Origin of the sequence: Dyadobacter sp. 676 (genome assembly GCF_040448675.1) — a bacterium.
In the GTDB taxonomy this organism is placed as follows: domain Bacteria; phylum Bacteroidota; class Bacteroidia; order Cytophagales; family Spirosomataceae; genus Dyadobacter.
Genome location: NZ_CP159289.1, coordinates 3,940,671 through 3,966,402 on the forward strand (window position 1 = coordinate 3,940,671; position 25,732 = coordinate 3,966,402).

At 52.2% G+C, this 25,732-nt stretch carries 22 protein-coding genes, 1 tRNA gene and 1 pseudogene; 5 read left to right on the forward strand and 19 right to left on the reverse strand.

The features are described from left to right. Positions 1-41 precede the first annotated feature (41 nt). From ABV298_RS17605 to modA, 3 genes are all read right to left on the reverse strand, one after another. A complete protein-coding gene (locus ABV298_RS17605; protein ID WP_353717497.1) occupies positions 42-941 on the reverse strand; it encodes an ABC transporter ATP-binding protein in 900 nt (299 codons plus the stop codon). After that, on the reverse strand, positions 922-1,596 hold the full coding sequence (modB, locus tag ABV298_RS17610; protein WP_353717498.1) for a molybdate ABC transporter permease subunit: 675 nt from the start codon (positions 1,594-1,596) through the stop codon (positions 922-924). The genes ABV298_RS17605 and modB overlap by 20 nt, the downstream gene beginning before the upstream one ends. Positions 1,597-1,839: 243 nt before the next feature. Next, on the reverse strand, positions 1,840-2,592 hold the full coding sequence (gene modA, locus ABV298_RS17615) for a molybdate ABC transporter substrate-binding protein (protein ID WP_353717499.1): 753 nt from the start codon (positions 2,590-2,592) through the stop codon (positions 1,840-1,842). Between the two features lie 268 nt (positions 2,593-2,860). Here modA and ABV298_RS17620 point away from each other — a divergent pair, with 268 nt between their 5' ends. The 3 genes and pseudogenes from ABV298_RS17620 to ABV298_RS17630 all read left to right on the forward strand — a co-directional run bounded on the left by ABV298_RS17620 (position 2,861) and on the right by ABV298_RS17630 (position 5,888). Next, a complete protein-coding gene (locus tag ABV298_RS17620) occupies positions 2,861-4,018 on the forward strand; it encodes an aminotransferase class I/II-fold pyridoxal phosphate-dependent enzyme (protein WP_353717500.1) in 1,158 nt (385 codons plus the stop codon). A 27-nt stretch (positions 4,019-4,045) separates the two neighbouring features. Continuing rightward, positions 4,046-4,904: pseudogene (locus tag ABV298_RS17625) on the forward strand (prephenate dehydrogenase). A 216-nt stretch (positions 4,905-5,120) separates the two neighbouring features. Beyond that, positions 5,121-5,888 (forward strand): murein L,D-transpeptidase catalytic domain family protein, encoded by a 768-nt coding sequence (locus ABV298_RS17630; RefSeq protein ID WP_353717501.1) that lies wholly within the window; start codon positions 5,121-5,123, stop codon positions 5,886-5,888. On the opposite strand, the gene ABV298_RS17635 is transcribed toward ABV298_RS17630, so the two are convergent. The 11 genes from ABV298_RS17635 to ABV298_RS17685 all read right to left on the reverse strand — a co-directional run bounded on the left by ABV298_RS17635 (position 5,861) and on the right by ABV298_RS17685 (position 17,741). Beyond that, positions 5,861-7,057, reverse strand: a complete 1,197-nt coding sequence (locus ABV298_RS17635; RefSeq protein ID WP_353717502.1) for a L,D-transpeptidase family protein — start codon at positions 7,055-7,057, stop codon at positions 5,861-5,863. The genes ABV298_RS17630 and ABV298_RS17635 overlap by 28 nt on opposite strands. Before the next feature lie 133 nt (positions 7,058-7,190). Next, positions 7,191-8,300: an FtsX-like permease family protein gene (locus tag ABV298_RS17640; RefSeq protein ID WP_353717503.1), complete on the reverse strand. Its 1,110-nt coding sequence runs from the start codon at positions 8,298-8,300 to the stop codon at positions 7,191-7,193. After that, a complete protein-coding gene (locus ABV298_RS17645; protein ID WP_353717504.1) occupies positions 8,233-9,852 on the reverse strand; it encodes a permease prefix domain 2-containing transporter in 1,620 nt (539 codons plus the stop codon). The genes ABV298_RS17640 and ABV298_RS17645 overlap by 68 nt, the downstream gene beginning before the upstream one ends. Before the next feature lie 3 nt (positions 9,853-9,855). Next, a complete protein-coding gene (locus tag ABV298_RS17650; RefSeq protein ID WP_353717505.1) occupies positions 9,856-10,209 on the reverse strand; it encodes a helix-turn-helix transcriptional regulator in 354 nt (117 codons plus the stop codon). A gap of 229 nt (positions 10,210-10,438) precedes the next feature. Next, complete coding sequence (locus ABV298_RS17655; protein WP_353717506.1) at positions 10,439-11,374, reverse strand: glycerophosphodiester phosphodiesterase family protein; 936 nt, start codon at positions 11,372-11,374, stop codon at positions 10,439-10,441. An 11-nt stretch (positions 11,375-11,385) separates the two neighbouring features. After that, positions 11,386-11,988: a histidine phosphatase family protein gene (locus ABV298_RS17660; protein ID WP_353717507.1), complete on the reverse strand. Its 603-nt coding sequence runs from the start codon at positions 11,986-11,988 to the stop codon at positions 11,386-11,388. Between the two features lie 2 nt (positions 11,989-11,990). Then, positions 11,991-13,151 (reverse strand): FGGY-family carbohydrate kinase, encoded by a 1,161-nt coding sequence (locus ABV298_RS17665; RefSeq protein ID WP_353717508.1) that lies wholly within the window; start codon positions 13,149-13,151, stop codon positions 11,991-11,993. Between the two features lie 19 nt (positions 13,152-13,170). Continuing rightward, positions 13,171-13,449, reverse strand: a complete 279-nt coding sequence (locus tag ABV298_RS17670) for an FGGY family carbohydrate kinase (RefSeq protein ID WP_353717509.1) — start codon at positions 13,447-13,449, stop codon at positions 13,171-13,173. A 404-nt stretch (positions 13,450-13,853) separates the two neighbouring features. Further along, positions 13,854-15,236, reverse strand: coding sequence for an FGGY family carbohydrate kinase (locus tag ABV298_RS17675; protein ID WP_353717510.1), 1,383 nt, complete (start codon positions 15,234-15,236; stop codon positions 13,854-13,856). A 9-nt stretch (positions 15,237-15,245) separates the two neighbouring features. Next, entirely contained in the window at positions 15,246-16,250 is a 1,005-nt protein-coding gene (locus ABV298_RS17680; RefSeq protein WP_353717511.1) for a 2-hydroxyacid dehydrogenase, read from the reverse strand. 234 nt (positions 16,251-16,484) lie between these two features. Continuing rightward, positions 16,485-17,741 (reverse strand): MFS transporter, encoded by a 1,257-nt coding sequence (locus ABV298_RS17685; RefSeq protein ID WP_353717512.1) that lies wholly within the window; start codon positions 17,739-17,741, stop codon positions 16,485-16,487. Between the two features lie 346 nt (positions 17,742-18,087). On the opposite strand from ABV298_RS17685, the gene ABV298_RS17690 reads away from it, so the two are divergent. Further along, complete coding sequence (locus ABV298_RS17690) at positions 18,088-18,855, forward strand: DeoR/GlpR family DNA-binding transcription regulator (protein WP_353717513.1); 768 nt, start codon at positions 18,088-18,090, stop codon at positions 18,853-18,855. 94 nt (positions 18,856-18,949) lie between these two features. Here the strand turns inward: ABV298_RS17690 and ABV298_RS17695 are convergent, their stop codons facing one another. From ABV298_RS17695 to hflX, 5 genes are all read right to left on the reverse strand, one after another. Then, the gene (locus tag ABV298_RS17695; protein WP_353717514.1) at positions 18,950-20,101 is read right to left on the reverse strand and encodes a Myo-inositol-1-phosphate synthase; all 1,152 of its coding nucleotides are present in this window, start codon (positions 20,099-20,101) and stop codon (positions 18,950-18,952) included. Between the two features lie 246 nt (positions 20,102-20,347). After that, on the reverse strand, positions 20,348-21,643 hold the full coding sequence (locus tag ABV298_RS17700) for an acetylxylan esterase (RefSeq protein ID WP_353717515.1): 1,296 nt from the start codon (positions 21,641-21,643) through the stop codon (positions 20,348-20,350). 244 nt (positions 21,644-21,887) lie between these two features. Beyond that, on the reverse strand, positions 21,888-22,145 hold the full coding sequence (locus tag ABV298_RS17705) for a GlsB/YeaQ/YmgE family stress response membrane protein (RefSeq protein ID WP_353723205.1): 258 nt from the start codon (positions 22,143-22,145) through the stop codon (positions 21,888-21,890). A gap of 213 nt (positions 22,146-22,358) precedes the next feature. Then, positions 22,359-22,430: transfer RNA gene (locus ABV298_RS17710), tRNA-Arg, on the reverse strand. 196 nt (positions 22,431-22,626) lie between these two features. Beyond that, positions 22,627-23,862, reverse strand: a complete 1,236-nt coding sequence (gene hflX / locus ABV298_RS17715) for a GTPase HflX (protein ID WP_353717516.1) — start codon at positions 23,860-23,862, stop codon at positions 22,627-22,629. A 338-nt stretch (positions 23,863-24,200) separates the two neighbouring features. Here hflX and ABV298_RS17720 point away from each other — a divergent pair, with 338 nt between their 5' ends. Then, entirely contained in the window at positions 24,201-25,586 is a 1,386-nt protein-coding gene (locus ABV298_RS17720) for an MATE family efflux transporter (RefSeq protein ID WP_353717517.1), read from the forward strand. Positions 25,587-25,732: the final 146 nt, after the last annotated feature.

Here is a 25,732-nt window from a genome sequence, read left to right on the forward strand (position 1 = left end):
GAAATTACCCTTATACACCACACCCGCAAACAGCCTATGGCTTACAGCTTGTAGCTTTTCAAAATGCGGATATCGACACAATCCGCGGTATAATGTAAGGTGAACGGAGTGCCCGGCTGCATTTGTGCTTCGAAATGCGCGGGAACGTCCAATTGGCGGATTTTGCCGTCGATCCACGCCCGGATTAGAAGTGTTTCGCCCGGTTTCTCGACGGTGAGCACTTCCCCGTAAACAACCAGCCCGCCAGTGTGGTCATTATTTAAATATACTTCCGGGGGAGTCCCGGTCCGGGTTAGCTTTCCGGCCTCCATGATCGCAACATGGTCGGCGAGGCGGAAAATCTCGCCCATGTCGTGTGTCACAATTATTGCCGAAAAGCCATGTTTCCGGTGGAGTTTCAGGAGCAAATCCTGCAATTGCAGACGCATTTCCGGATCGAGGGCGGCGAAAGGTTCGTCCATCAGGAGCAATTCGGGCTTGCGGACGAGCGCGCGCGCGAGTGCCACGCGTTGCTGTTGGCCACCCGAGAGCTGGGCAGGGCTACGATCGGCCAGCTGAGAAAGGCCGGTGGCTTCCAGGAGTTCGTCGGCAATTTCGGCGGACTGGTTCCGTGCAAGCGCAAATAGCAGGTTTTTCCGGACCGTCATATGCGGAAACAAGGCATAATCCTGGAAAACAAAGCCGATATGCCGTTTTTGCACCGGTACGTGCACACGCAGCGAGGAATCCAGCCAGGTATTATTTTCAAATGTAATGCGACCGGAGTCGGGATGGATCAGGCCGGCGATCAGCCGGAGCAATGTGGTTTTGCCCGCACCCGAAGGGCCGGTTAAAACCATCATGCTGCCGCGTGCGAGCGAAAAATCGACTTCCATCGGCAAGATGCCGTGCACGGTGTGCAGGGTATGCCGGATATGGACGTCAAGCAGGTTGTCTGACACGGAGCAGTCGATTGTTAATAGCGTAAACAACCAGCAAAATAATGAAAGTGATCGCAAAAAGCACCATCGCGTACTCGTTGGCTGCGGAGTAATTCAACGCTTCGACCTCATTGTAAATGGCTACGGAAGCCACTTTGGTTACGCCCGGGATATTACCCCCGATCATGAGCACCACGCCGAACTCGCCGACAGTGTGTGCGAACGTGAGTACGAACGCGGTCAGGATGGCCGGTTTACAATTGGGCAGGAGCACTTCCGCAAATGTCCGCCACTCGCTTTTGCCCAGCGTATAGGACGCCTCCCGGAGCGAGGCCGGCAGCGATTGAAGCCCTGCGCGGATCGGGTAAATCATAAATGGAAGACTGTATAAGATGGAGGCGATTACCAGTCCCGGAAACGAAAATACCAGCCTGAGCCCCAGATATTCCTCGACCCACGCCCCAAACCAATGTGACGGGCTGAATGCGAGCAGCAAATAAAAACCGATCACCGAAGGCGGCAGCACGAGCGGCATGCCTATCAGCGCTTCCACCACCCCGCGTCCTTTAAACTTCCCGAAAACCAGCCAGTACGCGATCGGTAAAGCGATTAGCAGCAGCAGTACCGAGGTAATGCCGGCGAGTTTTAGCGTCAGGAAGATTGGTTGAGCGTTCACTTTTTTAATTTTGAATGATTGAATGATTCGCCATGGAACGGGGAATGAGTGAATGGTCAGGTGTGGTCAGGGTGTGTTTATTACCTTCTGACGGTCGATGACTATTCTTGATTATACCTGGTTATCATGACCATACCTGACTGTTAATGACTAATCCTGACTATTAATGACCATACCTGACTGTTAATGACTACATCTGACTACAAATGACAATTCCTGACCATCAATCCTGACCACCCCCGGTTACTTATACCCATATTTCCTGAAAATGGCTTTCGCTTTTGGGGAATAAAGGAATTGATAGAATCGTTCGCTCGATGCTTTTTTGGGAGAGTCTTTGCTATGTTTCAAAAGAATGGCAGCCTGCTGAATAGGTTTATAGAGGCTGGAATCTACGATGATATAATGCCCTTTACCCTTCATTTCAGGAGACAACACAATAGATAACGCGTTGAAACCCACTTCGGCGGAGCCGGTGGTGATGTACTGAGCGGTTTGAGCGATGCTTTCGCCGTAGACGAGCTTCTTCTCGGTTTGATCATAGAGTTTGGATGCATTCAAAACCTGTATTGCCGCTTCGCCGTAGGGTGCCGTTTGAGGGTTGGGGATGGCTATTTTTTTGACATTGGCGGTGGTTAATATCTCCGGTTTGAGGTCGGTTTCGGGGATGTCCTTTGACCAGAGTACCAATGCGCCGGTAGCGTAAACTTCGGGCTTATGGTCGGAGCCGCCGTTTTTGAAAATTTCCTCGGGGTATTTGGTGTCCGCTGAAACGAATACGTCGAACGGCGCGCCTTCGCGGATCTGGGTTGTGAGCTTGCCGGAAGAGGCCACCACGATCTCGACTTTCTTGCCCGATTCTTTCTCGAATTCCCGCTGGATTTCCTTCATCACATATTGCACATTAGCGGCCGTAGCGACGATGATTTTTTCGGTCGGCTTGGAACAGCCGGCCAGCAATGCGACGAAAAGAGCAAGGATAAGTAGTTTGTTCATGTCGCAATTTAAAATATTGAGGTGAGATATGTAGATAAGGGACAAATAGCAAATCCAGCCCCCATGCGTTACGGCCCCGGCGGGGCCTCCTTCAACTCCGGCGTCGATACTACCGTTCAGGAAATAATGGTTGATTCCGTCCTTTCGGTCTTTTCAAAAACATGTCGTCAGGAAATTGTCGTAAATTGCGCCCCGTTTCGCCGGGATGTTCCGGACGGACGTTTTAACCGCTGATAGCCAAGGCTAAAAGCACAATTTAGTCATAATAATGATCATAGAAACTGCACAGCGCACCAGGCAGACATCGGAATACTATTTCTCGGTGAAGCTGGCCGAAGTGCGCAAACTGATTGCCGAAGGGCATGACGTCATCAATCTGGGGATCGGAAACCCGGATATGATGCCCTCAGTAGAAACGCTGGAAGCATTGACAACCGCTGCCTATCAACCGCAGGCGCATGGTTATCAGCCTTATACAGGCACCCCTGCTTTCAGAAAATCAGTTGCAGACTATTATTATCGTACTTATGGCGTAACACTCGATCCGAATACCGAAATATTGCCGCTCATTGGTTCCAAAGAGGGCATTACCCATATATCGCTTACATTCCTCGATCCGGGCGACGAGGTGCTGGTGCCCGAGCTGGGCTACCCGGCCTACCGCGCCGTGAGCCGGATGGTCGGTGCGGTGGTGAAGGAATATCCGCTGCGCGAAGACCATGGCTGGCAGCCCGATTGGCGTGCCATGGGAGATCTCGTGACTCCGAAAACGAAAATCATGTGGCTCAATTACCCGCATATGCCCACGGGCGCGCCCGCAACACGCGAGCTGTTCCAAGAAGCCGTTGCGTTTGCGAAAAAACACCGCATTCTGTTATGTCACGACAATCCTTATAGCTTGGTTCTCAATAAGAAGGAGCCGATCAGCCTGCTTTCGATCGAAGGTGCGAAGGAAGTGGCGATCGAGCTGAACTCGATGAGCAAGTCGCATAACATGGCCGGCTGGCGGCTGGGGTGGCTTGCGGGCGCGAAGGAGTACATCAGCGCGGTGCTGACGATCAAGAGCAATGTCGATTCGGGCATGTTCTGGGCGATGCAGGAGGCCGCGGTGGCGGCATTGGGCAATTCGCCCGAATGGCATGCGGAACGTAATGCGGTGTACCAGGGGCGCCTGGAGGCTTCGGAGGCATTGCTGAATGCTTTGGGCTGCACCTGGGACGAAAAGCAGGAGGGCATGTTCCTCTGGGGCAAGCTGCCGGACGCGACCGAGTCGGCGGAAAAGCTGGTAAATAGCCTGCTCGTCGACAAGCACGTTTTCATTGCACCCGGTTTCATCTTCGGTCCCAAAGGCCAGCGTTATATCCGGTTGTCGTTATGCATGCCCAAAGAAAGGATTTGGGAGGCAGTGGAGCGGATCAGGGGGTAATAGTGGTGGTATTTTAAATTTAAAATAATGATAATCAGTGTTATAGGGGTCGGCCTGCTGGGCGGGTCGTTTGCCCTGGGATTGCGCGGGAAATACCCGCACGTCAAATTCGTGGGTGTCGATAATTCGACGGTCAATCAGAAAATAGCGTTGGCGAAAGGGATCGTGGACGAGATACTCACGCTCGACGAGGCATTGCAGGTATCCGAGCTGAATGTGCTCGCGACGCCTGTCGACGCCATTACCAAATTGCTGCCCTACATGCTCGATCACGTGCCCGATGGCCGGACGATCACCGATCTGGGTTCGACCAAAGAGCTTATTTGCAAACTGGCGGATAAGCATCCCAAGCGCGGCCAGTTCGTAGCGGCGCACCCGATGGCCGGAACCGAAAACTCTGGCCCCGGCGCGGCATTCCGCGAATTGCTGATCGATAAGAACGTGATCATCTGCGACAAGGAAAAGAGCAATCCCGACTCGCTGGGACTGGTAGAAACGTTCCTGCGCGATGTAGGGATGAAAATCCATTACATGAACCCTGTAGAGCATGACTTGCATTTGGCCTACGTGTCGCATCTGAGCCATATCAGCTCTTTCGCATTGGGTATGACCGTGCTGGACAAGGAACGCGACGAGCGGGCGATCTTCGACATGGCGAGCACCGGTTTTTCGTCCACGGTCCGTCTTGCGAAAAGTTCCCCCCCAAATGTGGGCCCCGATTTTCGACCAGAACAAAAAGAATGTCTCCAAGGCCCTGGGCGACTATATCGAGCTGCTTAAAAAATTCAAGGAGGCGATCGACGGCCGCGATCTCGATGCCAGCCTTTCCTATATGGCCCGGGCAAATGATATAGGGCGGGTTTTGGCGGGGATTGAAAAAAAATGAGTGAATGACTGAATGAGGCCGTGGAACGGGGAATGAGTGTTTGGTCAGGTGTAGTCAAGAATTGTCTTTTGTAATTAGTTGATTATTAGCATATTGCAAATGGTTCTGAAATTTTTCGGAACCATTTGCGTTTTTTGGGCTGTTAAGTTGGGGTCGTTTGACGGCGCCTCTTTTGGATTGATTTTGAAGCATATAGTCTCAAATAAACAACAGGAAATGACAAAAGCGCATGGGGTTTTGGCAGCGGTATTGATAGCAGCAGGCATTTCATTGAGTGTACACCGGGCCAACCCACTTCCCAATTCTTCTACCATAAAAAAGTTGCCGGTCGCGAAGGCCGATTCGGCTGTTGCCCGTCCCGAATGGATTTCATTATATGACTCGCTGGGCCTGAAAAAACAAGGCTTGTCGGCGCGCGCGTTCTACTGCGCATGGTTTGGATTCCAGAAAATAAAACTCGATAACCCGATTATGGCGATCGCGGATTTTACCCAATCGTCGCGCAACAAGCGGTTGTATGTGATCGATCTGCTGAAAAAGAAGGTGCTTTACAATACCTACGTCGCTCACGGCCGCAACTCGGGGAAGGAGTTTGCGGAGCATTTCTCGAACGCCAATTCTTCCTATCAGTCGAGTTTGGGCTTTTACAAGACATTGGGAACATACCAGGGCAAGCATGGCCTTTCTCTTCGTCTGGAAGGTTTGGAAAAAGGCATTAACGACCGCGCGCTCGAACGGGCCATTGTAATGCACGGTGCCGATTATGTGAGTGAATCATTTATCAAAAACACCGGCCGCCTCGGCCGCAGTCTGGGTTGTCCCGCCGTTTCGATCGCCGATTCCAAAAAGCTGATCAACTTGCTTTACAACGGCGCGGGGCTGTTTATCTACTCCGGCGACCAGCATTACCTTAAAAATTCTTCGTTGCTCGCCGGAATGGAAGCTGTTGCCGACGTTCAGGCATTGGGCCTTTCGCGCCTGTAAATGTCGGGAAAGTACATCAGATCGCCTTTCTCGTTGCAATCAGCCGGTAAGTACAGCAGAAATACTGGTACCCGTACTTTCAGCTTGTGCCATTTGGGCGGGTGCGATACGGTATCGGGCTCGGTCATAAAATCGCTGTCGAGCAACTGAGTGCCGGCCATATAGTTGGCCAGATCGGTCGGTTTTTGCACGCGTACGCATCCGTGGCTGCGCCAGCGTTGGTCGCTTTTGAAAAGATATCGTGCGTTGGTATCATGCAGGTAAATAGCCAGCGGATTTTTGATTTCCACTTTTAACAAACCCAGTGAGTTGTCTTCGCCGGTTTCCTGCCGGAACCGGTAAGGGAACTTGTCCGCTGTGAGCTCATCCCATTCCAGCTCTTCCGGATTGACGGCCTGCCCGTCTTTATCGATCACCTGAATGCGGTTCCTGACCAGGTATTCCGGATCGGCGGCGGCTTTGGGGAAAATTTCCTTGATTGCAATGCTTTTTGGCACATTCCAGTAAGGGTGCGTCACGATGCTCGTTGCGTAGGTGTCGATCGTAGGGGTGGGCGTATCGCGCTTGCCAACGACGGTGCGCATGGTAAGCACATTTTTGCCCGCCGAATCCATGGCGGTAAGGTAAGCGCCCCGGATATTGACCATTACAAATCGCGGCGCTCCCTGGACCTGCCGGCGAATCCAGCGATAAGCATTCAATGTCTGCGCGACGTAGGCGGCGCTATCTTTCTTGTTGGCCTTGACCAGCCGGTCATAATGGATTTTCAGGTTATGGTAAACGGGGAAAACCGGTTCCAGCTGTTCCATTACCTTTTCCACGGGCTGTCCTTTCACCAACTCTTCGGCTGCATTGCGGATCAGGGCGGTGTCGGCTTTTATTTTTTTCTGTGTAAAACGGATGGCAGGCTTGTGGCCGAATGCGATCTCCTCCAAAAGCCCGAAAACAGGCGCATGGCCGTTGCCGGCTTCGAATTTCTTTGTGTCGATCCCCGATTTTGCAGCCAGGGAAAGAAGTTCGGGATAAGTGTCGCCTCCGCCGATCGCCTCTGCCAGTTCCTGGTCGGTCATGTCTTTCGGGTTTTTCCGACAGGACTGCATGATGGCAAGGGTAAACAGGATCAGGAGGGGTAAACATCGGGCTTTGCCGAGACCGGACAGCATTTGCATTACGAACGGGGTTTGGTACTGTATGGTACAATGCAATTGTCATGCTAACTGAAAAGCAGCATTGCCGGCCCGTTTACATGCCAAAAATGGGGAATTAAAGTGGCATCGCTGTACTTTAATTCCCTAAACCGGTTTACTCGTTTCGAAGGCTGCGGACCGGATCGGCTGTGGCGGCGCGGATGGCCTGGAAACCCACCGTGCCGATGGTCACGGCAAGCGTCGTGAAGCCCGTCGCCGCGAATACCCACCAATGGACCGTCGTCCGGTAGGGATAATTTTCCAGCCATTTTTGCAGCGCATACCATGCCAGCGGCGACGCTACCACGATGGCGATGACCACCAGTTTGACAAAATCTTTTGAGATTAATCCAACAATGCCGGCTACCGACGCGCCCAGCACCTTACGGATACCCACTTCCTTGGCTCGCTGTTCGGCCGCCTGCACTACCAGTCCGAAAATACCCAATGCTGAAAGGAACATCGTAAGCCCGCTGAAAAAGAGGAAGAGCTGGTGGAGTTTGGCTTCGGCTTCGTATTGCTGGGTGAGCTGTTCGGCTATGTTGTTGATACGGAGTAATTTCTCCGGGAAAAACTGTTTCCAGAGCTTTCGTATGCCTGCCGCGACCTGCATTTCAGTCCCCGGTTCGATGCGGATGAGCATACCGGCATATTCCGGCGCCTTTTGCGCGAGGATGAGCGTTGGTTTCATCGGTTCGTAAAGCGATTCGTTGTGGAAATCGCCGACAATTCCCACAGGTACCGTCTGTACATTTTCGGCCTGAACATCCAGCCGTTTGATACCGAGCATTTTCGCGGCTGAGGCCGTCATCAGCGAATTTTGGTTCAACTGCGCTTTTTCAAATTTTACGAAATCCTTCTCCCGCAGGGAGTCGGCATTAAGCGCATCGGCGAAACGGTTGCTGAACATGCGACCTTTCGCCAGTTTCAGGCCCAGCGTAGCAGGCAAGTCCACATCGCCGGCAATGTACCAGACGCGCAGGCGGCGGCCTGCATGGGCCGGATCTTTGACCTCGCGCTGCATATAGCCTGCTCCCTCTGTGGGCATCCACAGGCTCAGACTACTGCGTACGACTCCCGGTATCCTTTGCAGTTCGTTCTTAAATGCTTCGCCTTTACCATTCCAGGAAATCTGCTCGATGCCGATCAGGTTGTTTTTATCGTAGCCGAGGTCTTTGTTTTTCATCAGGTCGAATTGCTGCCAGACTACGATGGTAGCGAGCAATACGATGATTGAAATGGAAAATTGTGCGACGACGAGCGTTTTGCGGAGCCCCGTTTGCGCCCACGATGCTGTGAATATGCCGCGTAAGGTATTGGCCGGTTTGAAGCCCGAGATAATCCAGGCGGGGTAAAGGCCCGTGAGCAATGCGGTGAGGAGGAACATCAGCAATGCGCCCCCCCGCCATCAGGATATTGGAAGTAAATGTGAGTACCAACCGATGCCCGAGGAAGTTTTCGACCGGTCGCAATGTTGAGAAGTATGCAAATACCGCAATGCCGATGGAAATGCCGAATAATAGCAAGGTTTCGGTCAAAAGCTGCAACACGAGCTGCGTCCGCGATCCGCTGAGTACTTTCCGTACACCGGCTTCCTTAACCCGCGCAAATGCTTTGGCCGTGCTGAGATTGACAAAATTGACGCAGGCGATGAACAGCAGCAATAGTGCAACGCCCGCGAAGATATAGATCGTCCGGATGCTGGCCTTCACGCTTTGTCCTTCGGCGAAATCGGAATGGAGGTAGATGTCTTTTAAAGGCTGGAATTCGAACTGCTCCCGGCCTTTGTTTTTTGTGAAATCTGCATACCAGGCATTCACTTTCTTGGTGAATTCGCCAACATCTGTGCCACGTTTCAGGAGTATGTAATTTCTCCCGAAGCTCATGATGCCGGTAGTTACAAGCGGTTCCGGCTTTGTGACTTCCAGCCTGATGGCATCGGCGCGCAGGTGACTATTGTAAGGCAAATCGTCGATCAGGCCTGTGATTTCGTAAGGAGTCGGCTCGGGGCTGAAAATAGGAACGTCGTAAATGATCTTTCCGATCGGGTCCTGGCCGGGAAAGAGGCGAGCAGCGTACGATTGTGTTACGAGCAAACTCCAGTGCTTTTGCGTCGAATGTTTGAGACTTCCCGCAAGCAGTTTAATATCTAATATTTTGCGGATGGAAGTGTCGGCGGTAAGCAAACTGGTGTTGATACCGTCGTTATCTTCCGGGTGGATTTTGAAGTATTTTTCACCGGAACTGATATTCGACCAGGACTCAACCGCCGTATAATTTTTCTGCAACTCCGGAGCCAGCCCCATTACGGAAGAAGAATTGCGTTCGAAGAGGCCTTCCCCCATTTTATTCACCGTGACAATCCTGTAAATATCATCCTTCCTACTCCATTGCCTGTCATAAGAAAGGCTGTCGATCACCACGGTAGCTACCATCATACAAGCCCAGAGACCAATGGAAAGCCCGGTCAAATGAATCAGCGAATAGCCGCTGTTTTTCAGCAAAACCCGTGAGCCGATTTTGAAATAATTGCGCAGCATATCGCAGCTGAATGCAGATGGCGAGCCGTAGGGTGATGGTTCCCGGCTCATAATGGGCGGGCGGAGCAACGCTACGACTTCACGGAGGAAGAAAAAATTGGCTTTGCGCGCACCTGTGCGGTGGTAACGCAGGGCATAGCGCTCGTGCAGGTCGCCGAGCAGCTCTTCGCGCAGATGCGGGGCGCAGATGCGCGTAGCCAGCTTGTCGAGCCAGCGGGGAGGGAGTGGTGGTTGCATGGTTCAGCGGTTTGAAAAGTCGAGGCCCATTTTCGATAGTTCGGCAGGGGTAATGCGGTTCCAGAGGCTGTTCCGTACCGAGCGGACGTCGTGCAGGATCTTGCCACCATAAGCGGTTACGGTAAACAGCCGCTTGCGCCGTCCGCCACGCTCCTGCGTGGCCTCGCCGAGGTACGAACTCAGGTAGCCCTTCTGTTCCAGGCGTTGCAACGCAGCATGCACAGCGCCGGTACTGATGGCCTGTCCGGTTTCATTTTCAAGTTCTTCGGCAACGCTCACCGAATAGGCCGCCGGCGCCAGTGCAGCTACTGCCAGCAACACGATTTCTTCGAATTCGCCCAGATCGCTTCGTCTCATAGGATAGGTTGGAGTTATATGATCTATTTCGGTATGTAAAATATCTTGCCAGCAAGGGAAAGTCGTCATTTTATTGAATTTATGTACTTTATAGCAAAAATCCCTGTTCAAAAGCGGACAGGCTCGTCCGCAGTTGTACAGGGATTTCAAGGCTTCCAGGAAGTCAATCCGATAGAAATAACGCTTCTTTTTCTTTATCAGACAACACGTATTGTTATGCGGCCTTTGGCTATTCCTTACCAAAAAACTTTTGCTTCGCGCTGCTTTTCTGTACATACTCCTTCACCGCTTCGGCCGCTTCTATCGGGAGATCCGATTCCAGAATGGACGCGCCGTCTTTGGCAATGGCGAGGTATGCCGCCCGGCGCTCTTCGGGTGTTTTCAGCTTATCGTACGAAGAGGCGGCCGAAATCATGCACATCGTACCTTTTTTGTGCAGCAATTCGTACAATTCCCTGTTCTCCGGCTTCACATGCGGGCCGATGTAGGCGATCATTTGATTGAAGGGTACGCCGGCTTTTTCATAGTCGTCGTATTCTTTTCGGTTCCGGACGAATGCCGAGAAAGTGTGGTTTTTGTTTTGGGACAAATAATATTGCATTTCGGCGGCGCTATGGACTGTGAGCATAACAAATGCGTCGGCCTTGTGCTTTTTAATCAATGCGGCGGTCATGGGCAGGGGCACATCCTTATGGTCGAGGTTGAGCACGGTTTTGCCGCGCGCCCATTCGATTACCTCGGATAATTTGGGGATGGGGAAGTCGGTCACATTGCCCTCGGCGTCTTTAAGGCGAAATTTCTTGAGTTCTTCATAGGTATAATCCGACAGTTTGCCCTTGCCGGTAGTTGTGCGGTCGAGGGTGGCGTCGTGCATAAGTACGATGACACTGTCCTTCGTGAGCCGCGGGTCGATTTCAAAGAATGCAGGCGTGTGTTTCAGCGTATTTTCGAAAGTGGCAATGGAATTCTCCGGAAAACCCTTTACCATCCCGCCACGGTGGCCGGCGATGAGCATTACATCATTGCCCGTATATTGAAAATAAGCATGTAAATCCTTTGCGGATTGGATTTTAAGGACATTCAGCTTGCCTTGCGCGAAGCCGGTGTAGCCGCCGATCGCAAGCAGTGTGGTTAACAGGAGCGGATTCAGGAAGTTCTTTTTCATAAGTGCAAAAATCAGGACCGGCAGTTGAGTTTCAAAAGGCTGAATTCCCCCCGGGAATCCAGACTGAATAATGTAACGGAAGAATTTTCCTGGACGATCTGCCGGTAGTTTTTCAGCGGCATACCGAGCTTCCAGGCCATGTAAAAGCGGTTTACGGTATTGTGCGCTACCACGAGCACCGTACCGTTCGGATGTTTTGTTATTAATTCATTAAAAAAATCGTCCACGCGCGTCACCACTTCTACGGCCGTCTCGCCGGTGCCGCCCGCGCGCACATAGTCGGGTTCCTGCGCCCAGGCGTTCCAGAGCGCGGGATTTTCGGCGATGAATTCGGCCCGCGTTTTACCTTCCCATTCCCCGAACGATGCTTCGATTAACCGCTGTTCGACAATAATGTCGGCACGGTTACCCGAGGCAATGGCGGCAGTACGGTGCGCACGTTGAAGGGGAGAAGTATAAACCGCATCGAATTGAACGCCTTTAAGCAACGCGGCGGCCAAATGCGCCTGTTCGAGGCCTTTTTGAGTGAGTCCGATGTCCGTGGCGCCGCAGTAGCGGTTGCCGTCGGCGTTCCACGAAGTTTCGCCGTGGCGAAGCAGGTATACGTGAAGCATAGTTAATGGATTACGGGCACAGGGCCGGGGATGAAACCTTTTTCTGTCAAAGTTTGGATAAAATTCCGGTATTGCAGCGCGTACGCTTCCGCTAGTGCGGGTTCAGGGCGGATCGTCTTTTCTATACGCGTCATTGCCCGTGCGGCTTCGGAGAGCGACCCGTAATGCGATCCGGCCGCTGCCACAATGGCCGCTCCTGCGGCGCCCGTAACATTACCGCATTTGTACACCGGGCGGTTGAGCACGTTGGCGCGGATCGTCAGCCAGACGTCGCTGTTGCTCCCGCCGCCTGCCGTGTAAACGGCCCTTACCGCCTCGCCGGAAAGGTTTTCGATCATTTCATAAGCATAACGCTCCACAAATGCGACTCCCTCCATATTCGCGGCGAAAAGCGCTTCACGGCCCGCGTTTTCGGGTGCGAAACCCCGCGCCTGTGGTGCAAAAAACGGAAAGCGTTCGCCCGGTTGGAGCAACGGATAGGAGATCAGACCGGTGGGGATCAGGTCCGCGGCGGCGTTGGTCAATGCGTCGAGGTGATCGGCAAAGCCCGACGAAATCCAATCGGCGCCGATATTTCCCGCACCGCCCGGCATCCAGTAGCCTTCGGGGTGGCGGTGGCTGTATAACCTGCCTTCCGGATCGCGGATTTCCTGCACTGTTACGCCTTTCACCACGAGCGTAGTACCGATAGTAGTATTCCAGTCGCCAGGCCGCACCGCGCCGGAAGCTACCTGGGAAGCGCAGCCGTCGGTCATGCCGGCGATTACCTGAATGGGGCCTAATCCGAGGCTATTGCCCAATTCGGGAAGCAAGCGGCCAATGGGAGTGCCCGAAGGAACAACTTTTTGCAACCATTCTTTGCGTAGCGGCAGATGCTTAGTCAGCCACGACGGCCATTCTCCGGTTCCCACATCGAAGCCCGATTTCAATGCATTGGTATAATCTGTTACGGAATAGTCGCCGCAGAGTTTGCCGATAATGAAATCCGTGGCATGGACCCAGGTTTTGATCCGCGCTGCTTTTTCGGTATAATGGTTGGAATACCATACCATTTTGGATAAACCGCTGGATGCGTTGAAGCCGGTATAGCCTTCCGAATGGAAACGTTCGGCGATTTCGCGGCAATACTTTCCTTCCGCGGCAGGGCGGACGTCGGAGTACATCAATGCATCGTGCAGCGGCTCATTGTCCGCGTCCAGGGGGGATGACGGTACCGGATGTGGACGTAACCGATACTGCCTGGATGGTCGTTAAGTTAATAGCTTCGCGAACGGACGCCATCAGGTTTTGCAGACAGGCGAATACCGAATCCCACCACAGCGCCGGCGACTGCTCCTCGCGCGAATGCGGCGTGAGCGGGAACACCCTTTCGCAGCTGCCTATCGAGCGGCCCGCGTCGTCGAGCATTACCACCCGCACACCCTGCGTCCCGACGTCGATTCCTATGAAATATGACTGCATTTAACAGATTAATATTTGATTAACAATAAATTATAATGGTGCGCGGTATCAACAATAATCACGGTCCGGTCCGCTGCAAATATTGCGGTGCTCTACACCCTGGGATTTGGGATGAACGTTTGATGATTCTACAAGTATTTGGGTGCTCTGCACCCGACGTGAATGCCTGGTGGATCATATGACGCATGTTCGTTGAACGCTCAGGTGCGAAGCACCGCAATATTTGTAATGCCGAAATATTTGCCCCCCGAATCCAAAATCTCGAATCGTAAGGTGCAGCGCACCGCAATATTTGTAGACGTCGAAATGTTTGTAACATTTTTCGTCATTGACGTTAATCATTTGCAAATGATTTGAATGCATTCCGGGCGTTTTTCCATTCATGGTACCATTCCTGGCAGGTATTATCGCCATGCGGGTTTGTAACCTCCAATGTCTCCGGTGCATTGTTCGGAATGCCCAGTGCATTGTTGCAAATGGCCACCCCACCCGAGACCGAGGCCTGGCGGTAATTCGCACGTATCATCACTTTTTTTGCCCGACAAATTGGCGATAAATTGTCGCAGCAGCTTGCTCTGAACACCGCCCCCGCACATCCACACATAATCCTGCTCGTGGTGTGTGACTTCACGGAGCACGTTGTAGTTTTCATAAATGCTGCATGCAATGTCCCAAAGTGTGGCCCATACGAAATGTGCGCGGCTTAACTGGTGGGATACCGGTGTGTTGAAAATAAACCCTCCACGGATCAGGGGAGCTTTCTCGTTAGCCAGTAACGAACCCAGGGCAGCAACACAATGCGTATCACGGATGGCCGCAACTTCGGTTTCGATCAACTCGTAAGGTTCGTTAGGATAAAAAATTGCTTTCAGACGCTGATAATTGAGTCCGGTGACGCCCGCATTGGCTTCGAGCAGGAAGCTGGCGTTGTCGGTATGCCGGTTGGTCCAGGTGCGTTCCCGATCGTCGGTGACGTATTGGGCGGCAATTTTGAGAATGGGCGTCGTAGTGCCCGAAACGATCACTATGTCCTCAACCGACGGTGCAATGCTCATGATCGCAAGCTGCGTATCCGAACCGCCGACCACCACATCGGCCGTTGGGAAAATGCCGAGTTCCTGTGCAACCTGCGGCAGTATTTTACCCAATACCGAACCCGCATGCACCAATGGTGGTAGTAATGCCTTGTCGAGTCGATAGGCGTCACACAGTTGTTGCGACCATTCGCCCCGCGCCACGTCGTACAGCAATGTTTCCGAGGCCTGGGAATGTTCGTAGCCCTGCACGCCGCTGAACATGAATTGTACCCAGTCGCTGATGCTCAGGAATGTCGAAATCTCCTGCCAGAGGTCAGGCCGGCGCTCGCGTACGCCTACGAGTTTCAATGCCGAGAAAAGGGAAGTAGGGTAGCGGCCTGTGCGCATATAGATTTCATGCTTGTCGGGCGTTATGTTTTCCCACTCGCGACCGCGATGGTCGATATTGGGCATACCGATGATCGGCTGACCTGCGCTGCCCAGGGCGACGATGCCCTCGCGCTGGCTGGTGGCGGTGATAGCGGCAATGGTTACCCGCCCGGCTTGGGCCAATGCGGTTTTGGCAAGATTTTTAACCTGCCGCCAGAGCGCGTCCGGGTCAAAAAATATCGATTCGGGATAATGGTGGTCCTTTTCGTAATACATATCGCCGCTTGCCATGCCAAGTATCACGCCGGCGGCATCGGCAACCGCGACCCGCACATTGCCCGTACCGACGTCGGCCACAAGATAAGCCTGTTGGGATGTCATTGTTTTACATTAAATGGGTTTTACAGACAATACTTCGCGGTTTACCAGCTGACGGATGGCGCGGTTGCCGGTGACGTAAAAGTCGTGCAGGGCCTTATTCATAATGTCGGCGTGATGGTCTTCTACTTCAAATGTCGCCCCGGCGATGTGTGGCGTGGCCAGTACATTTTTATGGTGGATCAACCGATAGTCCAGCGCATCGGGCGGTTCGTGATCGAAGACATCGAGAATCGCGCCCCGGATCGCGTCACTTTCAATCGCGGCTAGCAAGGCTTCGCGCTTCACCACCACAGCCCGCGCGGTATTTACGAAAATGGCTTCTTTTTTCATTAATCCGATCAGTTCTTCGCCAATCATGCCTTCGGTGTCTTTGTTTACGGGTAAATGGATCGAGACCACGTCGCTGAGGCGGAAAATATCTTCCAGGCTTACTTTTTGATAGTCGGGGTCGTCCGACGTGTAGAATGGGTCGTAATACAGGATCGTGGTCGGGAAGTGTTTCACGAGATTTGCGATGGTTTGTCCCACAGCCCCGAAACCGACCATTCCGATCGTTTTTCCCGCAATTTCATTCCCTTTGAACTGTAAATAGGATGTGTGTGCCCCCGCTTCCCATTGTCCGCTTTCGAGCCACGCAATGCTTTCGAGCGTGTTCCGCATGAGGTTAATCAGGTTGGCGATGAACATTTCGGCCACTGCCTGCGCGTTGCGCGCGGGGGTGTTGAAAACCGGAATACCCCTGGTGGTAGCCGTGGCGACGGCTACATTCGAAGGCGTCCCGCGGCACACGCCGATGAATCGAAGATGCGGAAATGCCTCGATAACCGCCGAAGTGACGTGGTCGTGCTCGGTAATCAACGCGTCGGCGTTTGTATCGCGCAACAAGGTAATGAGCTCGCTTTCATTGTAAGCACGCTCCTGTGATTTCCATGGCTTATAAATGATTTCTCCGAATTGTTCTTTGAGTATTTGTTGTGCTCTGTCGTGATAAGGGGCGGTGATCAGGACTTTCATATTGAGGTGTCGATACGTTTTTTTAATGTAAATAAGGTATTGTCAGGAGTTGTCAGATGTGGTCAGGAGTTGTCAGATGTGGTCAGGGGTTGTCAGGTGATGCTACATTGCCGGATGTGGCGAGAATATTTGAGGAGAATCGATATAGTTTTGATATTAATAATTATGCACTGCTTATCCTTGACAATACCTAACAACAGCTGACCACTTCTGACTATTCCCGACCACACGTGGCTATTCCTGACCACTTCTGACTATTTCCACTTCGACGCTACCAGTTTGCGGCAACGTAATAAACTTGGTAAGCACTGCGCTGATGAAGTACAGGATCGCGAGTGTCCAGGCGACCCCTTCGCTGCCTATCGATCCGATGAAAAGCCCCACGATGGCAGGTCCTATGAAAACCGGAAGGCCGGCTCCCAGGTTGAGGATGGCCATTGCAGCGCCTTTTTCCTCTTTGACCAGCGACGGCACCAGGGCCGACAAAGGCACATAGCCGGCCAGAAGCCCGCCCCAGAGAATGCCGGGGATTAGGATCAGCCAGAAATTACCATTGAAAAGGGCAGGCGAATAGTAAAAAAGCAACGTACTTACGCCGCATCCGAAACCGCCGAACCACATGATCGTGTTTTGCCAACCCAGCCGATCGCCTACGAATCCGAAAATGAGGTTAAAAATGATATTGCTCGTAAAGATGGTGCCCCATATCCACAGCCATTCCTGGGTGGATAATCCGTGTGCGGCCATGTATGTGGGCAGAAATACCGGGAACGCAAACTGGGCTGTGGTATTGATAATGCGCACAATGCCGCCTATCAGGACTTTTGGCTCTTCCCGGATGATCGTCAGGCCTTTGAGCAGTTCCCGGGCCTTGCCGGCGGCTTCGCCAGCGGAATGGAAGCGATCTTTGTTCAATACCAGTGCAAAAAACGCGCCGATGCACACCCAGAAGATAGAACTCCAGAGTGTGTTCCGGTAACCGATGCGTTCGATGGCCCAGCTCGAATAGTATGCGCCGAATACATTCAACCCACCTGTAAATACAAACCAGAACCATCCCACCGCGCGGCCAAGTGCGTGCCCCGGTGTGCGGTAGGTGATCCAGACCAGGAACGAATAGGCGAACAGCGGATAACCAAATCCCCGGATCGCGTAAGTGAACAGCATTACCGGGAAATTCAGCGATTTCATGCCGAGCCCCACGAAGCCTACCGTGCCGATTACATATAGCAGAATGCCCATCAGCATAGCCTTGCGCGGGCCATACCCTTCCGCCAGCACACCCGAAAACCACGATGAGATGGCGATCGTGATGCCATAAACAGTGAAAAGCGACGCCGATTGCTGAATAGTCATGCCGCGTTCGAGGAGGTAAGGGCTGAGCCAGCCTTGCTCGACGCCGTCGCCCATCATGAAAATCAGGATACCCAGGTAGCCCCAGGCCAGGTGCCCGGGTAGTCCGATGCGGTCGAAGGGGGTAGTCGGTGCCATGTTTGGTTCAGGAAAGTAAAAGGCCAGTTGATCATGCGCCAGTACCGCGCATTTTGGGATAATTAAAATAAAAAAAATCAATTATCCCGTCTGATAAGCAATGCAAACAAAAGAAAATTAAATTATTTAAACAAAAATAAAGTTTATTAAAGTATTTGAAACTTTTACCTTTGAATGATAACAATATGATAATATCTGGCCCGGGGTAGTAATCCGGACGATTTTCATCCTTTATATTGCATTATTACATTCTCAAATAATCCGGCGGTGTAGTGAAGCGGAGCGCGTTAGGGGGGCTTCCAAGTTCGGGAAACTATGATTATACTTGCTTTCAAAGGGCATCGAAATGACAATAACGGAAAGGCATCAATTCATTTTGCAGGAACTCAAAAGAGCGGGTACGGTCAGTATTGTGCAGCTTTCCGAGCAAATGCAGGTATCGGGTGTGACCATTCGAAAGGACCTGAAACTTCTCGAAGATAAAAACCTGCTGTTCAGGACACATGGCGGGGGTTCGCTTAACAACCCGTACGCCGTGGAGCGGCCCATCAACGAGAAAGAGTTTATCAATTCCGACGAGAAACAAAGCATCGCGCGGGAGGCATTGAACCTGATCCGGCAAACCGATTCGATTATCATCGGGTCGGGGACCACCGTTTTCGAACTGGCCCGGTGCCTGCATCCCACAAAGCAGATCACCGTGATTACCCCGGCGGTGAAGGTGGCGCTGGAACTCAGTAACCGTGCCAATGTGGAGGTGTTGCAACTCGGCGGGCTGATACGGAAAAACTCCTCGTCGGTGGCAGGATCCTATGCGGAATACATTCTCGAACATATTTCCTGCGGCGTGCTGTTTATCGGGGTCGACGGAATCGACTTCGATTTCGGGCTTTCGATCAGCAACCTGACGGAGGCCGGCCTGAATCAGAAGATGATCGATACGGCGCAGAACGTAGCGGTGCTGGCCGATCATACGAAGTTCGGTAAGCGGGGGATCGCTAAAATTTGCGACCTCGACCAGGTTCAGTACATCGTTACCGACGCTGGCGTCCCGGAAGAGGTCGTGAAATCCCTGGAAGATCGCGGCGTTAAGGTCCTGATCGCAGGGAAGTAGGGTTCAGGAAGTAAGTCGTCCGGTTTAATCCATTTTGTCGGCCAGCTCGAAGTTTGGTTTCAGTTGTCTTCTGGTGGAAGCCGTAAGCTCGCGTTTAGCCAGTGCGTGGCATTCGTAAGTAGCGTCGGCGAACATCATTTGCTGGGGGGGGCGTTTTCTGCGTCGCTGCCGAAGGGCCGCGTAATGCGCCTACGAGCCCCATTTCCCGTGCTACGTACACATAGCGTATGGCGTCGATGACCACACCTGCCGAATTGGGCGAGTCCTGCACCGAAAGTTGCGCATCGAGTATCACCGGCGAGCCCATAAAGCCTTCGAGTTCGAGGCGGAAATTGGCTACTTTGTTGTCTCCGTAAAAGGCGATATATTCCGAGGGACCGGCGTGCAGGAAGCTGTCGGCGGTGGAAATGCCTCGAATGTCGTTTTGCGCGCGGATCACATTTTCCTTGGATATTTTTTTCGATTTGAGGCGATTTTTGTCTTCCATATTCAGGAAGTCGGTGTTGCCGCCCACATTCCGCTGAATATGCGCCTTTACATGATGGCCTCGCTCGAAGGCGAGTTCCTGCAACATTTGCGATAGAATACTGGCGCCGAATTGGCTGCGCATATCGTCGCCGATGAGCGGAATGCCGGCTTCGATGAATTTCTGCTCCCACGCGGGGTCCGACGCAATAAAGACCGGGATGCAGTTGACAAGCGAAATGCCCAGTTCCAGGCAGATTTCGGCATAAAATTCCGTAGCGAGCTGCGAACCTACGGGCAGATAGTTGATCAGCACTTCGGCTTCGTGTGCCCGCAGGCGGGCGACGATTTCCTGGCGGATCGTGTTGATCAGGGTGTGGTCATAGCTATCCGGATTCGCCAGGATGTCGGTGGGTTTCAGTTCGTCTTTTACCACGAACCGGTTGTCGGCTGGATAGGCCAGCATTTGCGGCGATACGCCGTCGAGTACCGGCGAGCGGTAAACCGGCGCTTCACTGATAATGTCGGTATAAAGCTCGATGGCGCAATTGGGTTTGGTAAAAATCGCTTGCTTCAGCGGCAGTCCGATTTTACGCTCATCGACATCGAAGCCGCACACAAACTCGATGTTGGCGGCCCGATAGCCGCCGATCCGGTCGGCCATTAATCCGGTGGTTTTTTCGGAATACTTCGTGTAGTATTCGACGCCTTGCACAAGTGAGCTGGCGCAGTTGCCGACGCCTACTACCGCCACTTTTATCTTCTTATCGATATTTGACATTTCCAATATTGCGGGCTTTTTGACTTAATTATTTATTAAAATATTTTATTAAATATGAAATACTTGAAATTTGACCAAAATAAAGTGTTGTAGCTCGCAAATGCAACTGTAATCTAATATTTGTGCAAACGTTTGCATTAATTTAAATTTATTTGATTTTGTATATATTATAATACCACGAAGGCACGAATGGGCACGAATGCTTTTCGTGTCTATTCGTGCCTTCGTGGCGCTTTCAAAAATTTTTCAGAGATGTTTCTCCATATACTTTATAAACAGCTTCCAATCCTCCGGCAACACGGTGTGCCCTCCCTCGTGCATATAGTAACCCAGGTCGTTCATCAGTAGGGAAGTATCGTCGGGCGCGGGCATCATTGCGGAAGCCGATGGCGCCGTTTTTCCGAAAAGCCGGTAAACAGGTGCCGCTGCGACCGCCGAGAGAAATTCACCTTTGGGGTCCGACCAGTAATCCGTGCTTCCGGTTTGTAGCAAAAGAGGCCTGGGGGCCATCAAGGCGACCAGCATATGCGCATCGATGGGCATTTCGTTCACCTTTTCTGCCCAGGTGTGGTAATTGGGCGCAAACTGGTACAAATAGCGCGAGGGATCTGAAATATGCCGGATCGTCTCGCCGTAATTCCGGCGGCTCAATGCAGCCCCGCCTTCACCAGAAATGCTTGCGATCACCATTTTGAACCGCGGATCGCGAATGCCGGCCCAAAGTACCGTCTTCCCGAGCCGGGACGCGCCCTGGAGTGCAACATGTTTGCTATCGATCCGGCGGTCGGTTTCGAAATAATCCATGGCACGGCTAAGTCCCCAGGCCCAGGCGGTGATCGCCCCCCATTCGTTCGCGGCCGGCTCCTGCTGACCGGGTTTCAGGTATGTTTTGCGGATACCATATTGCAGGCCTTCCTTAAAATCCGGTTCGATATCCCCGTAGTATACTGTCGCGAAACCGAAACCGGCGTCCAGAAATTGCTCCACGTTCAGCTTGCCGAATGGCGTGGGTTTGTCGGCTTTCACTTTTTTGCCTTCCTTATTCCAAATTTCGCCGATTCGGAGGCCGGGATCGTCGACGATCTGGTTGTAGGCTGCGAAGGATATGTTGAGCAATAGCGGCACCGGTTTTGCGGCTTTTGCGGGGAGATAGATCAGCAAATTCATTTTGTGATCAGAAGTGTCTTTCGTGAAATACACGGTTACCTGCTTGCGGACTGCTTTTCCGTTGAATGCCGGAGTGTCCTTGTCGAACACGTGGAAAGTAAGGTTTTGGGGCCTGGGTGGCATTTTGCCAAACTGGTTTTCTTCCACAAGCCGCAGCAATTCCGGCCGACGTTTCCCGGTCCATTGCCCGGCTGTTACGACCGGCTTGCCGTCCTGGGTTTTCAGAAGTTCCGGTAATGTATACGTTCCGACGGAATCTTCGTGGTAGTTGACCGGAAACCCTGCAACGACCGTGGGGCGGTTGGCGGTTTGCTGCTGGGCAATGGTAACGGTGCAGCCGCAAGTCAATGCAGTGATTAAAAGTTTCGTTTTCATTGGATTAGGAGCTTCTTGTTTTGTGATTTAAAGCGTCCTAATAAGTACTTCGCCCGTGAAGGATACTTGCTTTATTTTTAGAGAGTGGGAACTGCCTGGCACTATTTCCGGTGGTGATATCGGGGACTCTATTGATTGCCGGCAATGCTGCTACTGGACGATGTGCTTCCTTCGGCGACAGACCGGATATGGTAAGCAGGCCGTTTACTACTTGCGAAAGAGCCGAACGGCCCGCCTGCCGAACTTATGCTTTCTTGCCTTTAATGAGGGCTGCAATGCCGAGTATGATCAGCGCGCCAACAAATGAAGTGAGTATACGGGAAATCAGCGAAGGGAGGCCCAGAACGACTTCCAGGTCATCCCCCAGCACCCAGCCGCCCACCAGCCCGCCAATGATACCCAGGACAATCTGCATCCAGATTGAAAATGAAAAACGGCTAAACACTTTGTCGGCCAGCCAGCCAGCTAGCGCTCCAACTAAAATAGAGGTAAGTAAATTCATCATAGTCTAAGTGGTTTTGGGGATGGTTTAATGAAAATACGGAACCAGGAGATGGTGATTTGTGACTGATAATCACCGTTTTTACAATGATAGCGATAAAATTCAAAGTCGCAACGCTGCTTATGTTAAATGTTGCTGAGATGGAGAGCGGTATGGTTTCTCCGTCCTGTGCGGCATGTAACGAAAAAAGCCAGACGGAATGTCTGGCTTTCGTGACCGCGACGGGAATCGAACCCATATCTAGAGTTTAGGAAACTCCTATTCTATCCGTTGAACTACGCAGTCAATATTTTAAGAACGTAACTTTTTACTCTTTGTGACCGCAACGGGCATCGAAGGCGCCCGCGGCCATATCCAGAGTTTAGGAACTCCTATCGGGCGGCGGGCCGCTCTATCCGTTGAACTACGCAGTCAGTGTCCGTCCCAAATGCTGGGATTTCGGGGTGCAAAACTGGGAAAAATTCGTTTGAATTACAAATGATTATTCATCCGTTTCTACCGGCGCATAGCCGAGATCGAGCCAGTTCGGGTAAATGGAAAAATGTTTTTCCTTCACCAAAGAGAACAACGTCCGCTTTAACTCGTCGATATTTTCTTTTTGCTGGGCCGATATGAAAACAACATGATCGGCTTTTTCTGCGATGTAACTGCGTTTCAGCTGTTCAAGAAGATCCTGTGTGGAAGTTGGGGTGTCCTCTTCCTCGCCGTCGTCGTTAAACGAGGGCTTATAAGCATCTATCTTGTTGAATACCAAAATAGAAGGCTTGTTTGCCGCGCCGATCTCTTCCAGGGTTTTGTTTACAACGTCCAGATGTTCCTCGAACGACGGGTGCGATATGTCGACGACGTGCATCAGAATGTCGGCCTCACGTACTTCATCGAGTGTCGATTTGAATGATTCTATGAGGGTCGTCGGCAATTTCCGGATGAAACCGACCGTGTCGGTAAGCAGGAACGGGATGTTCTCCATATTCACTTTCCGGACGGTGGAATCGACGGTCGCGAAGAGTTTGTTTTCGGCAAAAACGTCGGCCTTGGAGAGGCTCCGCATCAGTGTCGATTTACCTACATTGGTATAACCCACAATGGCCACGCGTACGAGCCGGTCCCGCTCTTTCCGGCGGGTGACGCTCTGTTTGTCCACTTTTTCCAGCTTCTCTTTCAGGAACGCGATCCGGTCTTTGACGATCCGGCGGTCGGTTTCGAGCTCCGTTTCACCCGGGCCGCGCATACCCACGCCTGCGCCCGACTGGCGGCTAAGGTGCGTCCACATGCGCGTCAACCGCGGGTACATATATTGGTACTGGGCAAGTTCGACCTGCAATTTTGCCTGGGCCGTCTGTGCGCGCATCGCAAAAATGGCAAGAATGAGCAAGCTGCGATCGATGACCTTGATGTCCTTGAAAACGGCTTCGAGGTTACGCACCTGCGAGGGGGTGAGGTCGTCGTCGTAAATGATCATGTCCACCGGATTAGCGGTGACGTAAATCAAAATTTCTTCGAGTTTACCCTTTCCGGTATAGGTCCGGATGTCGGTGCGTTCGAGGTTTTGCGTAAATGTCTGGACGGTCTCCACGCCGAGGGTCGTCGCCAGGAACGCGAGTTCATCCAGGTATTCTTTGGTTTTTTCAACCGATTGTTTCTGGGTGCTTACTGCCACCAGCACGGCGGTTTCCTTTTTGGCGGCTGTGGAATATAATTTCTTCTTATCGATCATGCATTGGTGTTTTAATGGCTTGTTCCCGGCTCGAAATCTTGCAAATACATTCCCCATACGCCGGAAAAGGGGCAGAGTTGCAACGGTTTGCCCGCCGCAAAAGTTCACGACGGCCATCCGTGAAATTACATTTACCGTTTAACAAATCCACTTTTTTATTTGATTGTTCGAAAAAGTCTTTTGTATCTTTGCCGAAATTCTTTAAGCCTATGTTGGTGCTCATCTTCGGCTAATGCCTAGCCACAATTCAGTCTCCGCCTTTTAACAGGCACTTTTCTGCGACCCGTTGCCGGTCGTGCAATTTCTTTTTTATCCATTATTGCAAATTTTTATTATCCATGAAAAAGTGGTTTACACTGCTTCGTGAAGCTATTCGTGGCTCCGAAGAGAGTTTTACCGAAGGAAGCATCAACCGCGCTATTTTCCTGCTATCTGTTCCAATGATCCTCGAAATGGTCATGGAGTCGCTCTTTGCCGTCGTTGATATTTTCTTTGTTTCAAAAGTAAGTACCGAAGCGGTCGCGACGGTCGGGCTTACAGAATCTGTTATTACGCTGGTTTACTCCATAGCCATTGGCCTGAGTACCGCGGCTACGGCAACTATTGCCAGGCGGACCGGCGAGGGGAATGCAGATCAGGCGCGCCATGCGGTGGGACAGGTGATATTTATCTCACTGGCCGTCTCATCGGTCGCGGCGCTTGGAGGTTTCTGGCTGGCGAGCGACATTCTGAGAATGATGGGCGCCGACCATAAGGTAATCGAAACAGGGACCAATTTCGCCCGTATCCAGTTTTTGAGCAGTCCGGTGGTTGTTTTATTGTACTCGCTGAGCGGCGCGTTGCGGGGGGCAGGAGCAGCGGCAACAGCGATGCGTTCACTGATGATCGCTAATGGCTTCAATATGCTTCTGGGCCCCGCCCTGATTTTCGGCATAGGACCATTCCCCGAGCTGGGCGTAACGGGCGCAGCACTGGCAACAGCCGCAGGGCGGTCGATCGGCGTTAGTTACCAGCTGTTTTCGCTCGCCAGGGGAAAACGGGCATTGGGGCTGCTTTGGAAAGACCTTAAGCCCGACCTGGAAACCATCACAGCAATCATCAAAATCGCGACCGGTGGTACGGTTCAGTTCCTGATCGGCTCAGCCAGCTGGATTTTCCTGACGCGCATTCTCTCCGAGTTCGGCAGTGATGTGGTGGCTGGTTATACAATCGCCATCCGCGTGATCATGTTCACACTGCTGCCTGCCTGGGGGCTTGCCAATGCCGCGGCAACGCTGGTAGGGCAGAATCTGGGTGCCGAAAAACCGGAACGCGCCGAGGCATCGGTATGGAAATGTGCCTCGTTCAACCTGATGTTTCTGGCTTCGCTGGCGGTGATCCTGTTTATCGGGGCCGAAGGTATCATAGGCATGTTCAGTTCCCAACCGCATGTGGTGGAAACGGGTAAGCTGGCATTGCGGGTGTTGTGTATGGGCTATGGGTTTTACGCCTACGGAATGGTGGTGATCCAGTCGCTGAATGGCGCGGGCGACACCAAAACGCCGACGGTTCTGAACCTGATCGCTTTTTGGGCGGTTCAGATCCCGATCGCGTATATGCTGGCCGTTATCCTTGATTTCGGGCCGGTCGGAGTTTTTGCAGCGGTACCCATCGCGGAATCCGTCCTGGCAATGCTGGGCATCTGGCGGTTCCGTCTCGGGGGATGGAAGATCGTTAAAATTTGATTATGCCGGGAATTATTCGGGGAAGTCATTTATTGCTGGGGCTGGTCAGGAGTTTGCTGATCGTGGTACGTTATTGCCTGATAATTATGCGGCGGAGATGAGGCGAGGTGGTCAGGGATTGTCAGGTTTAGTCAGGTGTGGTCATG

Coding starts and splice junctions, on each gene's coding strand:
- ABV298_RS17655 (WP_353717506.1), bottom strand. CDS start 11,374: ATGAAAAAGAACTTCCTGAATCCGCTCCTGTTAACCACACTGCTTGCG.
- ABV298_RS17635 (WP_353717502.1), bottom strand. CDS start 7,057: ATGCAAATGCTGTCCGGTCTCGGCAAAGCCCGATGTTTACCCCTCCTG.
- ABV298_RS17665 (WP_353717508.1), bottom strand. CDS start 13,151: ATGTACTCCGACGTCCGCCCTGCCGCGGAAGGAAAGTATTGCCGCGAA.
- ABV298_RS17650 (WP_353717505.1), bottom strand. CDS start 10,209: ATGAGACGAAGCGATCTGGGCGAATTCGAAGAAATCGTGTTGCTGGCA.
- ABV298_RS17620 (WP_353717500.1), top strand. CDS start 2,861: ATGATCATAGAAACTGCACAGCGCACCAGGCAGACATCGGAATACTAT.
- ABV298_RS17695 (WP_353717514.1), bottom strand. CDS start 20,101: ATGTCAAATATCGATAAGAAGATAAAAGTGGCGGTAGTAGGCGTCGGC.
- ABV298_RS17630 (WP_353717501.1), top strand. CDS start 5,121: ATGACAAAAGCGCATGGGGTTTTGGCAGCGGTATTGATAGCAGCAGGC.
- ABV298_RS17720 (WP_353717517.1), top strand. CDS start 24,201: ATGAAAAAGTGGTTTACACTGCTTCGTGAAGCTATTCGTGGCTCCGAA.
- ABV298_RS17705 (WP_353723205.1), bottom strand. CDS start 22,145: ATGAATTTACTTACCTCTATTTTAGTTGGAGCGCTAGCTGGCTGGCTG.
- ABV298_RS17645 (WP_353717504.1), bottom strand. CDS start 9,852: ATGCAACCACCACTCCCTCCCCGCTGGCTCGACAAGCTGGCTACGCGC.
- ABV298_RS17685 (WP_353717512.1), bottom strand. CDS start 17,741: ATGGCACCGACTACCCCCTTCGACCGCATCGGACTACCCGGGCACCTG.
- ABV298_RS17690 (WP_353717513.1), top strand. CDS start 18,088: ATGACAATAACGGAAAGGCATCAATTCATTTTGCAGGAACTCAAAAGA.
- ABV298_RS17670 (WP_353717509.1), bottom strand. CDS start 13,449: ATGCAGTCATATTTCATAGGAATCGACGTCGGGACGCAGGGTGTGCGG.
- ABV298_RS17680 (WP_353717511.1), bottom strand. CDS start 16,250: ATGAAAGTCCTGATCACCGCCCCTTATCACGACAGAGCACAACAAATA.
- modA (WP_353717499.1), bottom strand. CDS start 2,592: ATGAACAAACTACTTATCCTTGCTCTTTTCGTCGCATTGCTGGCCGGC.
- hflX (WP_353717516.1), bottom strand. CDS start 23,862: ATGATCGATAAGAAGAAATTATATTCCACAGCCGCCAAAAAGGAAACC.
- ABV298_RS17660 (WP_353717507.1), bottom strand. CDS start 11,988: ATGCTTCACGTATACCTGCTTCGCCACGGCGAAACTTCGTGGAACGCC.
- ABV298_RS17675 (WP_353717510.1), bottom strand. CDS start 15,236: ATGACATCCCAACAGGCTTATCTTGTGGCCGACGTCGGTACGGGCAAT.
- ABV298_RS17700 (WP_353717515.1), bottom strand. CDS start 21,643: ATGAAAACGAAACTTTTAATCACTGCATTGACTTGCGGCTGCACCGTT.